Here is a 15,286-nt window from a genome sequence, read left to right as displayed (position 1 = left end):
TTTATTTCTTATTCATCAAGTTGAGCTAAGACTTCATCCGAGAATTCAACATTGGTATAGACGTTTTGAACATCATCAAGATCTTCAAACATATCAATCATTTTTAAGATTTGTTTCGCTTGATCAACATCATTGATTTCAGCTTTCGTTGATGGACTCATAATAACTTCTGCATTATCAGATTTTAAGCCAGCAGCACTTAATGCATCTTGAACATCACCAAAGCTTTCAGGTGTGGTGATGACTAAAATTTCATCTTCACTTACTTCAATATCTTCAGCACCAGCTTCTAACGCAACATCCATGATTTTATCTTCTAAAGAAACATCTTCAAAAGTAATCTCACCACGTTTCGTGAATAGATATGCGACTGAACCAGCTGTACCTAAATTACCATTGGTTTTAGAAAAGCAATGACGAACGTCTGGAACAGTACGATTTAAGTTATCTGTCATGGTTTCAACCAATACAGCAACACCACCGACGCCATAACCTTCGTATGTGATTTCTTTTAAATCATCATTATCTTCACCACCAGCACCGCGTTGAATGGCACGGTTGATCACATCACGAGTCATGTTTACAGATAGCGCTTTTTCAACTACAGCACGTAGACGAGGGTTGCTTGCTGCATCAGGACCGCCGAGTTTAGCGGCAGTTACAAGCTCGCGAATGTATTTTGTAAAAACTTTACCGCGGCTAGCATCTTGTTTTGCTTTACGATGCTTAATGTTAGCCCACTTGGAATGACCCGCCATGCGAAATATGCTCCTTGTAGATTGGCCTTATGCCATATCAATTTGCAGTGATTCTACCATAAGCTCTTTTTTCTGAGAAAGTGCTTTGATTTTCGATTTATTCATTAATCGTAAAAAAATGGAGTTTCGTCTATTTAATCATCAAATTATTTTATGTGATAGATTTTGCAACAGGAATAACGATATCTAAACCTGTATTCTCTTTATACAAACGTTTAATTTCAGCAAGGTCATGATCTAAATCACTTGGGTAAATTTTCCCAAAAATTCCACCTTGTTTAGTAGTCGAGTTTGCATACATAAAAACAATAGGTACACCAGCTGCTTTGGCAATATGCCAAAAACCTGTACGAATAGGTCTGCGTTCTTCCTCATTTTTTGCACGAGTAGCTTCAGGTGCAATCACTAAATTGAATTGATCATTGCTTTCAAAAAGCTCAACCATTTGAGAAACGATATCTTTATTTGAGTTTCGGTCTACTGCAATTCCCCCAATTTTTTCTAAAATTGGTTTCATTGGACCTTTGAAGAGCTCTTTTTTGATTAAAGTGTGAATTTTAATATCGTAAATTTGAAAAAGAGCAAGTGAAAGGATCGCATCCATCATTGAGGTATGTTCAAAGCCAATGATGACTTGTTTGTTTTCAAGGACATTAGGTTCAACATGGTACTTCCAACCTGCAAGTTTGAAAGTAAGTTCACCAAGTTGCTTTTTCATTTTTGACCTTTGTGTTATGTATGAAAAAAGAAGATCGAATTTTGCGATTAAAATTTAAAAAAAACAATGTTATAAATGCTAAATCATGACATGAGTTTGTAATAATTCTGTAGGTTTTAGTGGGTTGGATTAGAGAGTCGTAATAATAAATAAAACAATTTTAACATTTAAAACACTCACAGGCATCTCTTGGCTTACTTATAAATTGATGATTGCGATTCTGAAAGCTCATTCTGCATCAACAGGTTGACCTTCGATACTGACTTAAGAAGACCAGTTATTGCTCTAGGAGAATGGTGATAGTCCATTATTCAACCAAAAGCACCTACAAAATCGATGGTTATTTAATTGTCATTATAGATGTAAACTTCGTACAGCAGCCTAAAAATATGAATTGTATACGATTGAATTACAAAAACCGATTCATTAGAAGACACAACAAATCCTCAGTTTATGTATGTTTAAAATTGAAATTAATGATTTTTAATTATTAAAAAAGAATCTATATTTAATTTCATATTAAACATTTATTTATAAGTTTTTATTTATAATAAATGGTTTTCCTTCTTGGTTAATTGATAATATTAAGCTTGTGGTTGGTAACTTACTATCTATGATTATTTTCATGTGAAAAGTATTGCATTTCTCCTTGCAGTTTTTAACAGTTAGTACATATTCATTAGGCTTTAAATAATACGTAGTTGCATTATTTATATAAAAATCGCCTGCCTTAAAATCATCAATATATAATTTTATAGGGCAATTTTGGTTATTTTCTTTATCATCATCACAAAGTTTTTCATTACGCTTAATTTGAAGTGGAATTGTATTTATATCATTGTTTATAAACATTAAATTTAATGGTTTTTTAAAATTATGGGTTGTTTTAAACGTAGAACAAGAGGATAAAGAGAGTAGTAGGCTTGCTATAAGAAGGGAGTGTTTTAACATTATGATTCCTAAAAGATATATAAAATTTTAAAAGGATTTTTTTTTACTTTTTTGTAAAAAAAAAGTAAAATTGAACACGGATATTGTACAAAAAAATAGCGCTCTGTTAAAATATTTTTCTAATTTTTATAGAGTTTGGCTGTTCGATATGCAAAATTTTACAGTTATAGATAAAGTTTCATTAAGTAGATTTTCTACAAATTCAAGTGAAATTTTATTAGAAAAAGCATCGATAATTCAGACCAAGTTACATAAAGAAGATATTGCAGAAATAATTCAAAATGGTAATGATTTAATAATAAAATTAAAAAATGGTGAAACAATCACTTTAGAAAATTATTTTGTGAAAGATGCCAATGGTCAAACTTCTGATCTGGTTTTTGAGGGCACTGTTTGTGCGTTTGAGAAAATGGTGTGGGAGGATGGAGCTGCTGCATTTAAAGAAGTGACAGGATTAGAAGAATTACTTCCGATTGTTACGGGTAGTTCAGGCGGTATTGGTGGTTTACCTTGGATTATTGGTGGTGTTGTAGCTGGAGGAATTGGTGCTGCTACAGGATCATCAAGTAATGATAATGCTGGTAATTCAGAAGTATTATCAAAGGTATTAGAAGCACCAACTATTTTTATCTCAAATGATAAAAATAATGATAGTTTTTTGAATAAAGAAGAATTAGGCAGTTTAAATACAGTTAATGTAAGTATAGGTCTACCGAATGGTGCTCGTGCAGGTGATAAAGTTACTGTTATAGATCAAACTGGGAAAGAGTATACGCATACCGTAACGAGTGAAAATATTAATGCAGGCGTAGTGACAATAGAAGTAGATCGTCCAATCGAAGGCTGTGAGCTTAAAGTTACAGCGACAGTGACCAATGATGCAGGTGAATCTGCTGAATCAATCCCTGATAGTGCTGTTGTAGATACCGTACCAGCGAGATTGACCATCGAAGTCCCGGCAACAGGCAATGACAACACCCCAACGATTACGGGTAAAACCGATGAACCTGCGGGCAGTACCATTGAAATCAGCATCACTGACCAAGATGGCGCAAGCCAAACCGTGAGCACCACGGTCAAAGAAGATGGCAGCTACACAGTGGATGTGCCGAATGGCTTACCGGATGGCGAGTTTACAGTTGTTGGTAAAGTGACGGATCCAGCGGGCAATAGCACGACTGCGACAGACCAAGGCAAGATTGATAGCGTACCACCGAGATTGACCATCGAAGTCCCGGCAACAGGCAATGACAACACCCCAACGATTACGGGTAAAACCGATGAACCTGCGGGCAGTACCATTGAAATCAGCATCACTGACCAAGATGGCGCAAGCCAAACCGTGAGCACCACGGTCAAAGAAGATGGCAGCTACACAGTGGATGTGCCGAATGGCTTACCGGATGGCGAGTTTACAGTTGTTGGTAAAGTGACGGATCCAGCGGGCAATAGCACGACTGCGACAGACCAAGGCAAGATTGATAGCGTACCACCGAGATTGACCATCGAACTTGAGGAAAATAATTTGATTGATCCAGTGATCATGATTAAATTTTCTGAAGTGCCTTATGATGCAAATGGTATTCCATTAACAGCTGCACAGATTAAATCACTATTGACTACACAGGGCTTTGATTTTAACAATCCAGCAAATAGCGGTGGCTTAATCTCTAATGATGATGGTTTAACTTGGACAGCGCCAATTACTTATACAATAGGTGATGCCAAAGCTTCTATTGCTGATAGTAGTTATTTTGATGCTGTCAAAAATTCGGGTAGCGGCGCAACGGATAGCTTAATTGCGCCAGAAGTGATTTCTGTAGAGCCAACTAAATCACTTGAAGTGACGGGTGGTAATATGGGAGGTGGTCAGTTTGAAAGTGGTATTATTTCAGGCGGTGTCAATGCTTCAAAATTTAATAAGCACGATTTAAATGTGGATTTAGGTAGTGATTCTGATAATGCAAGAATCATTATTAACTTAAATGAAGTAGATAATGCTTTCACATTGATGGTTAATGGCGTAGATCTGATCAAATCTAACAATAGTAATAAAGCTGTTTTTCAAATGGAAAATAGTGATAAAACGCATGGGACTAATCAAATATTGCTTAAATATTATGATTCAAAAGGCGATTTACAGGAATTTGGTACTGCCAAGCCTTGGGAGGGAAATATTTATGGCTTACCACGCATTCAAGTAGTGATTACTGAAGATGGAGTTCGCCTATTTGGTACACTAAGTACAACATCAACGGAACTAGTAGAGCTATATATCTCTGATGTAGATATGTCACGCCTGAATCACCTTAATCTAAAGGATGGTGTAAACACGATTTCTGTGATTAATCCTGATAGTACTGGAGCTGATGAAATTAAAGGAAATGTGTCTGCTTTATCTGGAGCAGGTTTCACAATTTCTGATGATGACAGTGGAGAAGTTTCCAAAGCGGTAATTAAAGTGACAGGTGATTTGAATGGCACCATTATTACTCCTGTTTTACCTGAAGGTATGAAAGCAGTATGGAAGGCAGATCATTCTGAGTTGACACTTATTGCGACAAATGGTGCGCTAGATCAGCAGGATTTTACAGATGCAATTAACCTGTTAATGTTTGGTGTTAAATCAGGACAATCGATTTCAGCGGGTGAGCGCAAAGTCGAAATTACTGTATATGATGAAGACGGTCTTAAATCTGATACAGTTACTGGAGTATTCGATTATCAATCTGGTTTAGGGAATATTTATATCAACCAATTTGATTTCTCTAAATCAACATTAATTTTAACTTTAAATAGTGATGAGTTGGTTACTAATGACATCGTTTTCAATATATTAAACGATGATAATCTTGGGGGGCATTTCACAACAACTGAAAATAATTTCATTGTTGGCTCAGCACAGAAAATTGACTTATCACACCTCCTTGATTCGACTGCAACGGCATTGAACATTCATGATTATTTGGGTATTAAGTATGATGAACATACTCAAACAGCAACACTCACAGTTGATCGCGATGGGCAAGGGACGCATTATTATACTGAAAATTTATTATTATTTACTCAGAAAACAACTAAATTTGATTTAGATGAGCTACTTAAAAACAATCAAATTATCTTTTAATGGATAATTTGATCTAAAATTTGACTATAAAAAAGCTCCTTAATGAGCTTTTTTATAGTCAAATTAAAATTGAATATTATTACTTTGATTTCTTCCAAACACGATAGTAACTTTTAAAGCGATTTTACAATTACAAAGTTATGTCTGGAAGAGTTTGGAAATCTATCTAGTAATTAATGTTAATCGGCTTTGTTGCACAAATATTCAAAAGCTAAACTTTCCTTAAGTTATTCAAGTTTAAGTGACAACTTGGGTATGAGGTCAGCCTAATTCCGTAAATCTATTGAGGACTGGTACACGTGCATGAATTTCATTGACTTGGCTTTGAAAATTTCTTGCACTGAGTTTATCTCCTAATAATTTGATGCAATGCATCTTAGTTTCTACCAAACTTCGCTGATGATAGCCTGACCATTTTTTCCATAGTGTCCTGCCTGAGAAGCACTGCTTCGCAAGATTAACTGTTCGAAGTAATTCATTTCGATCTCGCGAATGAACTTTTATATCTTTCCAAGGCTTTGCATTTTTTCTGGGTGGAATCACTGCATGTGCTTGCCGATCTGCAATGACCTGACGGCATTGTTTTGTGTCATAAGCCCCACCTGTATAGACTAAATCAATCTACTCATCCAACGGGATTTGATTAAGTAGGTCTCCAAGGACTTGTGAATCACTTACATTATTCGTTGTCAGCTGAACTGCCCGTATTTGCAGGGTTTTAGCATCTATACCAGTATGTATCAAGCCATTGGCGACGGTATTCAGGCTGATATTTCTTACGCTTCTACTCACCTTCACCTAAAAACTTTAAGCCTGTTGAATCGACGAGTAGATGTAGTCCATCATGATTTTTCTGAAAATCTATCTCAATATGTTTTTGTCTGCGACAGAGAGTTTAATACGAATTTCACTGATATTCGGAGTTATCCAATCTAAACCACAAAGTTGAATAGGGCTTTGAATAAAGCCAGTGACCATATGTAAAGAAAGGCAAAATAGAAATTTAATTTCGTCCATGCTTGCCTTGTGGCCGAGCGTACCATTGAGTCTTAGGGTCGAACCAAATTGAAAATATTTCCTCGCTTGATTAAAGTTTGGTTATACGAGGACCAATTGGTTGTACGATAGATTTTGGATATAGGCTTCTTCATTCGGAAATTATATTACTCAAGAAGTTTTTAAGAACAGCTTTGTGCAACAAAGCCGTTAATCAAGGAAATATTTCTATTTAGGACATCTATTAATCATGGCTTTATATGGTGGTGTTAAAATAAATAGAACACGTTTGGAAATACTACCAAAATTCTATTTATAAATATTTAATTCAATATTGACAACATCATCATCTAAAAGAAGATATATTTTATTTAATAAAATATTAATTTCTTGATCAGTATTTGCCGATATTTTTTTAGTCTCTAAATCTATTTTATTACAAGAAATTTTTGTATTTATTATTTTATAGGTTGCTTTTTCTTTTCCATAAGATGTTCTGTGTATAAGCTTAAAATTTTCTAGTTCTAATAAAATACGATAAACACTAGGAATAGTAATGCTTACTTTTTTATTAATACGAAGATATATTTCATCTGCAGTGAGTCTTGTTAGACTTGTATTAAGCAGATTGAATATCGCAAGCCTTGCTTTTGTTGGGTTTAGACTATTTGGGAATTGGGGCGAGTAATTAATCATGAATAATAAGCCTTTTAAATTGTATATTTAAAATAGACGTACAAAAGTACGTCTATTTATGATCAATTAATATTTAGCTTTCAACGTTAAAAGAAGGCTCCTAGGCTCTCCATAAAAGTTTCCATAACCAGGAATACCGATTGTGCTATAGTATTTTTTATCAAGAATATTATTTAAATTGAGTGCTAGATTTAAATTAGAATTAATTTCGTAAGCAGCTCGCAGTGACCAAAGAGTATAGTGTGGTTGTACAATATCTACGTTCACCCAAGCGCCATCAAACTTATTTGTAATGGGGTTAAATTCTTGTTTATAACCTGTAGCATAAGTTTTACTCTGAGCTGTGACACCACCGCCTATTTCTAACCCTTCAAGCCATTGGTCAAGTTTGTAATTTGTCCATATTTTTAAAAGATGTTTAGGTGTGTAAGTATCATAAGGTTGGTCTAAATTTTCTTTATTTTCATTTTTATTATAGGTATAGCCAAGAGCAATCTCCCATTCAGGAGTGATTTGACCATTTAATTCTAAATCTATTCCCTTGCTTTGCATTGATCCTGATGCAACATAGCAACATGATGAGTTGCTATTTCCTAAAGCTGTCCAAGACTTATAGACTTTCTCATTTTCCTTTTGAACATCAAAATAGGCAATCGAAGCTAATAGATTGGAGGTTAATTCATGTTTAACTCCAAATTCAATGTTTCGCCCAGTGAGTGGCTTTAAACCTACAGTATCTGCCTCATTTTCTAAATAATTTCTTTGACTTTTATAAATTTCAGCAAAACTTGTATAAAGTGTTGTTGATGGAAAAATATCGTAAGTTATTCCGTAGTATGGAACAAACTTATTATCTTCCTTATATTTATTTTTAGTTGTTATATACACATTATTATCTAATTTATTTTTTATTAAGGTCGTTTCATCGTTAAAAGTATACCGTCCACCTACAATCACAGCTAATTGTTCTATCGGGCGAAAACGTAATGAACCATAAGTAGCTGTGATATTTTTTTTATTTGTAGTATTTGTATCCCAAGGTTGTGCAGGGTAGTCCCATTCAGGTGGAGGTACACGATTGAAGGCATTTCCATCGGCATAATAAATCCAATTTTCTTTATAATTTTTTTTATTATTAGTTTGGTCAATTCCTAAAATGACATCATGCTTTTGATTGAATAGATTAAAACTTCCTTGTAAATTTAAATCCAAGGTCGTTTCTTTAAAATCAGTTTTACTCTGATTCCGCCACCATTGGCTTTCTAGCGTTTCATAATTAACAGCGCCTTCCATTTCGGCTGTATTAATACCATCATCACCAATGTTATGACGGACATTGAATTGTGCTTTCCACTCATCATTAATTTCGTGTTCTAAATTAGCAAATAAAGCAACATTTTCTCGCTTCATCCATCCCCAAGGAGCCCCTGTAGTTGTACTTCGAGGCAACTCTAAATCAGCTCCATCTTGCCAACGGGGTAAGCTTGCATTAAAGGCATCAGTTTTATCTTTTTGATAACTTGCACCCGTAAATAATGTTGTTTGTGGTGTAAATTGAAAATTCAAAGCACCGTAAAACATTTCACGACGATTATGCGTAGGTTTATAAAAAAAATCTTGATCTTGAAAGACTGCAACAGCACGTCCTTGAATAGTCTGATCTTGATTGAGTGAGCCTGTACCATCAATTTCAGTCCGATAGTTATTCCAACTACCTGCACTTAAGGTTCCGTTGAGTTCCGCTTCTGCTTTTGGCCGCTTAGATGTCAGGCTAATAACACCACCAGCTTCACCAGCACCAAATAACCCATCAGCTCCACGTAACAGTGCAACAGATTCATATTGTGCCATGTCGGCATTATTATTTCGGTCTTGAATTGTTGATGTTCCTCCACCATCGTACCGGATATTCTCAATCTTTAAACCACGAGAACTATAATTGTTATTTAACCAAAGTTGTTCACGGGTAACACCTGTTGTTTGTAGCATGACATCATCTAAGGTTTTTAATCCTTGTTGATCCATACGTTCCCGAGAAACCACAGTAACAGATTGAGGAATTTCTTTTAAGTTTTGCAGTGTTTTCCCAATCTGGGCTTGTTGCTTATCATTTGAAGCTGTCATCGAAATTGTTGGTAATACGGTTCCATCAGACTCTGCTATATTTGAATTATTTTTTTGAGCTGTAGTATCTGCTTGGGCATGAATTGGTTGTAAGGTTATAATTTTAGGAGAGGTAGGCTGAATGATTTGTTTTTGGATGGCATAGCCACCTGTTTCTAACTTTATAAATTCTAACCGATGTGGCTTGAGTAACTTCTCTAAAGCTTGATTAACTGAATAAGATCCCTTAATTCCATTACTTTGTAGCTTTGCTAAGTTTTCAGCATCATAACTAATCGTAATACCTGTTTGTATAGCAAATTCTTTCAAAACAAGATTAAGAGAATTCTTTGAAATAGCAAAATTTTGCTCACTTGCTGCATAAATAGATGTTGTTGTAAAAGTACTTACAAGTAAGGGCATCCCTAGAAATATAGCTCTAATCGCCAAACATAAGGCTGTATTGGATTGATATTCCTTCATGAAAATTCTCATTTGAGAGTGTATTATTTGTATAAGTCGGATGACATAAAAAAACAGCTCATTTTTATAAAATTAAATATCTTAGATGAGTCTTTATGACCTTTAAATTTTTCCCTCTAAAAATAAGTCAAGGGGTTTTATGCCAGAGGTCTATGTATTCAGCTACATCGGAAATTATTTTTTGTCTATATTTAAAAGGTATGGCGTATAAAAGGTTAGCTCTAATTGATTTGAATACGCTAAAGTTTCTAAACTTTGTTGAATATTATCAAGTGAAAACACACCAGAGACTTGGGTATTTTGAATACTTTGATCTAGAACATAAGTCCCATGTTTATAGCGATATAACTCAGAGATAACTTTTTTTAATGGCCATTGTTCTACAACGAGTAAATGTTGAGTCCAATAAGGCTGCTGATTTTTAAGTGGAATCAGTTTTGAAATAGTTTTATCACCAAAGACAGCTCGCTGACCTTGATGAATAATTTTACTTTCTGATGTTGCAGATGGATGAATGGCTACAGCATGTTGATAGACATTAATTTTAGTTTTATGGTTATTATTCTGACGGACAGTAAATTGGGTACCTAATGCCTCTAGCTGGCCGTTTCTTGTTTCTACCAAAAATGGTCGATGTCGTTTATCTTTGGCTGTTTGAATGAAAATTTCCCCATTAATCAGTTCAATTTTCCGCATTTTTTCTGAAAAATTAATATTGATATAACTATTACTTGCAAGTACGAGTTTAGAACCATCTTCTAAGATTAATGTTTTTATTTGACCTACTTTGGTATGTTGACCTGCTCGCCATTCATTCCAAGGCAACGTATATAAAGTGAATCCTAAAAGTATAATTGTTGAGAAACCAAGGAGCATGTTTCTATTTAATGTTGAATTAAACCGTTTTTTAGATTGGACTAAATTTTCGTGCTGAAAGGTATTGGGTAAATGTGATAAACCATTTGTAAATTTTTCTATTTGTTTGATGGCTAATGCGTGCGTTTGATTTTGAGCTTTCCATTGTTCAAATTGTTGAAACTGTGGTTCAGTCATCTCACCTGAATGAAGTAATACCAACCAATCAGTTGCTTCATCTAAAATATGTTCAGGGATAGGGTGCTTAATGATCATAATATTAATTTAAAATCAGTTTTCTTCATTATATAAACTTAGGCATGCTAAAAAAGCGAGTTTCATATCACGTTTTACAGTTGCTTCAGAAATGTCTAGTTTTTCACTAATTGCATAATAAGTTAAACCTTCAAGTTGAGAAAGAAGAAAAACATGAGCTGCTCGTTGTGGTAGTTTTTCTAGCATGAGTTGTACTTGGTATAATGTTTCTCGTATACATACTTCATGCTCAGCAGAAGGGTAATACTCTTCGGGAATATGTGTCAAAGCATCTAAGTATAAGCGTTCAACATGCTGATGCCTCCAATGATCGATAATAACATGTTTTGCAATACCCATTAACCATGCTTGCGGCTCTTTAATACTTTCATAGGCATATTGGCTTTTTAATGCCCGATAGAAAACCTCCTGACTTAAATCTTCAGATTGATGATGATGTTGAAGTTTATGTTTAAACCAAGATAATAATGAACTTTGATAGGTTCGATAAACATGACTAAACCATAACTGCTTTTGTACATTCATATTCATGAGGTTTTCCATAAATGAGCAATTTAGAATCTGTACAGATTTTTTGAGGCATAGAAATATAAAAGCGAATATTAATGATAATCATTCTTAAATGCAATAAATAATAATACAAATAATTACATGAATAAATGAGCTCTTTTTACGATTCATTCGTCTTAGTAGGTAATACATGCAGGCGTATGTAGAAAAGATATCTAATTTTGAAGTAGTGAAATGTATTAATGAAACTGGATTTTTTAACATTGAGTGAGCTACAGCATTATCGCATGATGGTACTCATTCGAATTATTCTCGCAATTTTCGGTGGCTTCCTGATTGCGAGTTTAACAGTGGCTTGTATTGGGCTCATGTTTCCAGACCAACGTGCGCTTGCAACTTATACAGGACTTTTATTGAGCTTTGTAGTGTGGCTCAGCTTCATTATTGGTATTTTTACCGTTAAGCGCACGATTTTTGCAATACAGCTTACTTTTATCATTATCACTGTACTTAGCATTTTGACATGGTGTCTTCAAAAATGGGGGCAGTCATGAAACAGGGTTTTCGCCAATGTATGGCATGGCTACATACGTGGACAGGTCTAGTTGTGGGTTGGGTACTTTTTTTTGTATTTCTTACAGGTACTGCGGGTTATGTGCAAGTTGAACTTACTCGATGGATGCAGCCTGAACGACCACTGCAATCTTCCATGATTCCAAATACATCTGAACAATTAAATAAAGCCTATCATTATTTAAAAATGAATTCTGAAGCACAAACAGCCGAACGTTGGGGGATTAACTTTTTAGTCAATGAGCGCGGTCGTGATGAGTTAAATGTAAATTGGTCACAACCAGCCAAACAAGATCAGCGCTATGGGGAATATAAACAAGAAACTTTAGATGCTAATACAGGACTAGCTTTGGCACAGACTATTAAGCCGAGAGAAACAGGCGGTGGAGATAGTTTATATCGGATGCATTATGCACTGCATTACATTCCTTACGATTGGGCAATTCGCATCGTTGGAATTTGTACCATGTTTATGTTTGTTACCATTATTTCTGGCGTTATTACACATAAAAAAATATTCAAAGATTTTTTTACTTTTCGTCCTGCAAAAGGTCAACGATCTTGGCTAGATGCCCATGCAGTACTAAGCGTCATTGCATTACCTTTTTACATCATGATCACCTATAGCGGTCTTATTTTCTTTGCAAATGCTTATATGCCATTGGGTGTACCCATGGTGTATGGTTTTGGAGAAAAAAAAGTAGATCGATTTTATGAGGAGCTATATCAAGATAGTGGTTTTTCACCTTCATTTGAAAATACAAAAATAATGACTTTAGGACAATCTGCCACCAACTTTGTAAATGTTCAACCGCTTTTAAAACAAGCCCAGCAACAATGGGGTAAAGACAGTATTAGCAGTGTTAATTTTTATCCACAAAAGGGAAATACACCACCAAAACTGGAATTTTATAAAATCAATAATGACAGTGTCGTTAGGCAGCGGACTTCAATGGATTTTGATTTATTTACTGGAAAAATACTGAGTAAAGACCTCAATAATCAAGAAAAAGCACCACTAAAATTTGCCAATACGATGTTGGGATTACATGAAGGCTTATTTGCATCACCTTTAATGCGTATTTTTTATGTCATTACAGGCTTACTTGGTACAGCAATGATTGCAACGGGATTAGTCTTATGGACAGTAAAACGACGACCAAAACAAATTAAGGCAGGGCAAATGTCATTTGGACATGCATTGGTTGAGCGATTAAATATAGCCGTAATTGCAGGATTGCCTTTAGCAATAGCCACTTATTTTTGGGCAAATCGTTTTATTGATAGTGGTTTTTCTGGTCGTGCAGCATGGGAAGTACATACATTATATATCACGTTATTGGTCAGTTTTATTTATAGCTTATTTAGACCGATTGCAAAGGCATGGTTTGAGTTACTTATTATTGCTGCTTTGGCTTATTTGTTTTTGCCAATTTTAAATTTATTCACGACAGAACGACATTTGGGTATCACGCTTCGGCAAGCAGACTATGCACTTGCAAGTATCGATATTGGATTTTTTATAATAGGTCTTGTACTTGCTTGGTCGGCATATCGAGTTTGGATAAAACGTAATGCAATTTTAAAACCTATAATAAAAACAGCCAAAAAAACGATAAAAACCTCAAAAACTTTATCCTCAAAAGACCCGGTTAAGGATATTTTATGAGCGTTTCTCTAATTAATATTATCACGATTTTAGCCTGCATTTTGGGCGGAATGATGGGGCTGAATTTGTCTATGGAACGTCATGCAAAAGCTTCTTTTCCCCAAGGAATATCAAAAAAATATTTACATATTTTTTATTGCTTAGGTTGGTTTTTTCTTTGTATTGCTCTTTATTTGAGTATTGCTGAATGGGGTGTTGGCATTGGCTTAACAGCTTGGTTTGGTATTTTAACGGTTATCGTTGGGCTAATTATTTTTACTCAGTCGTATCGTCCACAAATTGCATTAAATATGGCATTGGTTTTGATTTTTTTTGCCTTAGGGCTTCAGTTTTTCCGTTTTAATGAGTAGTAGCTAATCATGAGTGAGCAACCAGAAACTTTACACATACAATCACATTCGGCAAAGCGTAAAGTGAAATGGCTGATTGGCTTTATTGTCGCGGCGATGATTGTAGGCATTACGTGGACTTATTGGAAAAAAAAGCATGCTGAAAAAGATGAAAGCTTTAGCCAATGGAACAAACCTGTACCAGTTCGGATTGTACCTGTGCAAAAAAATGATATGCAATTACAAATCAAAGCAATTGGTACAGTAGTACCTGCGCATGTCGTTCAAGTTCAGAGCCAAGTGGCAGGAACTCTACAAAAACTCTATTTTGCAGATGGTCAATATGTCAAAAAAGGGCAACTATTAGCCCAAATCGATCCAGCTTTCTTTCAAGTGGCATTGGCTCAGGCGCAAGGAGTGCAACAACAAAATTTATCTCAACTCATCAATGCAGAAACAGAACTTTCACGCTATCAATTACTTTATAAACAAGACTCTATTGCTAAACAGCAGGTTGAGCAGCAACAAGCTTTAGTCAATCAGTTAAAAGGTCAAGTTCAAGCCAATCAAGCGCAAGTTGATGCCGCAAAATTACAACTTTCTTATACCAAAATTTATGCGCCCATTGAAGGTCGAGTTGGTTTTCGACAAAAAGACGTAGGTAATTTAATTCAAGCAAATGAGCCAGCAGGATTATTGAGTATTATTCAAACGCATCCAATTTATGTACAATTTCCGATTGCTGAAAATTATCTAGACATTGTGCGCCAAGAAACGAAGAATAATAAAACTGTGACTGTGAGCGTTTGGAATAAATCAGAACAAAAGCAATTGGCGATAGGTCTGGTTCATGCTTTAGATAATCAAATTGATTTGGGTACAGGAACATTAAAATTAAAAGCTATATTTGAAAATAAAAATGATGTTTTATATCCCAATCAATTTGTAAATGTGCGCTTAAATGCGCAAACAATTATAAATGCAGTAAATTTACCCAGTGATGCCATTCAACATGGGGCAAAGGGAACTTATGTTTATATTATAAATAAAGATAACAAAGCCGAAGTGAAAATGTTGACATTGGGATTATCATCCAATGGACAAACAGAAGTTTTATCGGGGTTAAATGGGACTGAACGTGTTGTATTAGAAGGTATTGATCGACTTTCAGAGGGAAGGGAAGTTCAAGTGGTTCAAAAGAATGATTCTGATCAATCGTTGCCTAAACCAACGGTTGGATAA

At 35.0% G+C, this 15,286-nt stretch carries 12 protein-coding genes and 1 pseudogene; 5 read left to right on the top strand and 8 right to left on the bottom strand.

The annotated features are described in order from the left end of the window. Positions 1–8 precede the first annotated feature (8 nt). The 3 genes from B9T35_RS04860 to B9T35_RS04850 form a co-directional block, all read right to left on the bottom strand. The gene (locus B9T35_RS04860) at positions 9–758 is read right to left on the bottom strand and encodes a YebC/PmpR family DNA-binding transcriptional regulator (RefSeq protein WP_086190004.1); all 750 of its coding nucleotides are present in this window, start codon (positions 756–758) and stop codon (positions 9–11) included. 151 nt (positions 759–909) lie between these two features. Next, positions 910–1,476, bottom strand: coding sequence for a 1-acyl-sn-glycerol-3-phosphate acyltransferase (locus B9T35_RS04855; RefSeq protein WP_086190003.1), 567 nt, complete (start codon positions 1,474–1,476; stop codon positions 910–912). A 531-nt stretch (positions 1,477–2,007) separates the two neighbouring features. After that, complete coding sequence (locus tag B9T35_RS04850; RefSeq protein ID WP_086190002.1) at positions 2,008–2,427, bottom strand: hypothetical protein; 420 nt, start codon at positions 2,425–2,427, stop codon at positions 2,008–2,010. Positions 2,428–2,575: 148 nt separating this feature from the next. Between B9T35_RS04850 and B9T35_RS04845 the strand changes: the two genes are divergently transcribed. Further along, on the top strand, positions 2,576–5,554 hold the full coding sequence (locus tag B9T35_RS04845) for a BapA/Bap/LapF family prefix-like domain-containing protein (RefSeq protein WP_086190001.1): 2,979 nt from the start codon (positions 2,576–2,578) through the stop codon (positions 5,552–5,554). 261 nt (positions 5,555–5,815) lie between these two features. Here the strand turns inward: B9T35_RS04845 and B9T35_RS04840 are convergent. The 5 genes and pseudogenes from B9T35_RS04840 to B9T35_RS04820 form a co-directional block, all read right to left on the bottom strand. Next, a pseudogene (locus B9T35_RS04840) lies at positions 5,816–6,705 on the bottom strand (IS5 family transposase). A 154-nt stretch (positions 6,706–6,859) separates the two neighbouring features. Then, positions 6,860–7,246, bottom strand: a complete 387-nt coding sequence (locus B9T35_RS04835) for a transcriptional repressor (protein ID WP_086190000.1) — start codon at positions 7,244–7,246, stop codon at positions 6,860–6,862. A 66-nt stretch (positions 7,247–7,312) separates the two neighbouring features. After that, positions 7,313–9,832: a TonB-dependent siderophore receptor gene (locus B9T35_RS04830; RefSeq protein WP_086189999.1), complete on the bottom strand. Its 2,520-nt coding sequence runs from the start codon at positions 9,830–9,832 to the stop codon at positions 7,313–7,315. A gap of 174 nt (positions 9,833–10,006) precedes the next feature. Further along, positions 10,007–10,963 carry a FecR domain-containing protein gene (locus B9T35_RS04825; RefSeq protein ID WP_086189998.1) on the bottom strand — a complete coding sequence of 319 codons (957 nt, stop codon included), beginning with the start codon at positions 10,961–10,963 and terminating at the stop codon, positions 10,007–10,009. A 15-nt stretch (positions 10,964–10,978) separates the two neighbouring features. Next, a complete protein-coding gene (locus B9T35_RS04820) occupies positions 10,979–11,494 on the bottom strand; it encodes an RNA polymerase sigma factor (protein WP_086189997.1) in 516 nt (171 codons plus the stop codon). 242 nt (positions 11,495–11,736) lie between these two features. On the opposite strand from B9T35_RS04820, the gene B9T35_RS04815 reads away from it, so the two are divergent. The 4 genes from B9T35_RS04815 to B9T35_RS04800 are packed head-to-tail and all read left to right on the top strand — an operon-like array spanning position 11,737 to position 15,286. Next, a complete protein-coding gene (locus tag B9T35_RS04815; RefSeq protein WP_213033351.1) occupies positions 11,737–12,027 on the top strand; it encodes a hypothetical protein in 291 nt (96 codons plus the stop codon). Beyond that, positions 12,024–13,715 carry a PepSY-associated TM helix domain-containing protein gene (locus tag B9T35_RS04810; RefSeq protein WP_086189995.1) on the top strand — a complete coding sequence of 564 codons (1,692 nt, stop codon included), beginning with the start codon at positions 12,024–12,026 and terminating at the stop codon, positions 13,713–13,715. The genes B9T35_RS04815 and B9T35_RS04810 overlap by 4 nt, the downstream gene beginning before the upstream one ends. Beyond that, the gene (locus tag B9T35_RS04805) at positions 13,712–14,065 is read left to right on the top strand and encodes a DUF3325 domain-containing protein (protein ID WP_086189994.1); all 354 of its coding nucleotides are present in this window, start codon (positions 13,712–13,714) and stop codon (positions 14,063–14,065) included. Before B9T35_RS04810 ends, B9T35_RS04805 begins: the two co-directional genes overlap by 4 nt. A gap of 9 nt (positions 14,066–14,074) precedes the next feature. Next, complete coding sequence (locus B9T35_RS04800) at positions 14,075–15,286, top strand: efflux RND transporter periplasmic adaptor subunit (protein ID WP_086189993.1); 1,212 nt, start codon at positions 14,075–14,077, stop codon at positions 15,284–15,286.

Origin of the sequence: Acinetobacter sp. ANC 3832 (assembly GCF_002135415.1) — a bacterium.
Lineage (GTDB): Bacteria > Pseudomonadota > Gammaproteobacteria > Pseudomonadales > Moraxellaceae > Acinetobacter.
This window is presented reverse-complemented; position numbering and strand designations above follow the sequence as displayed.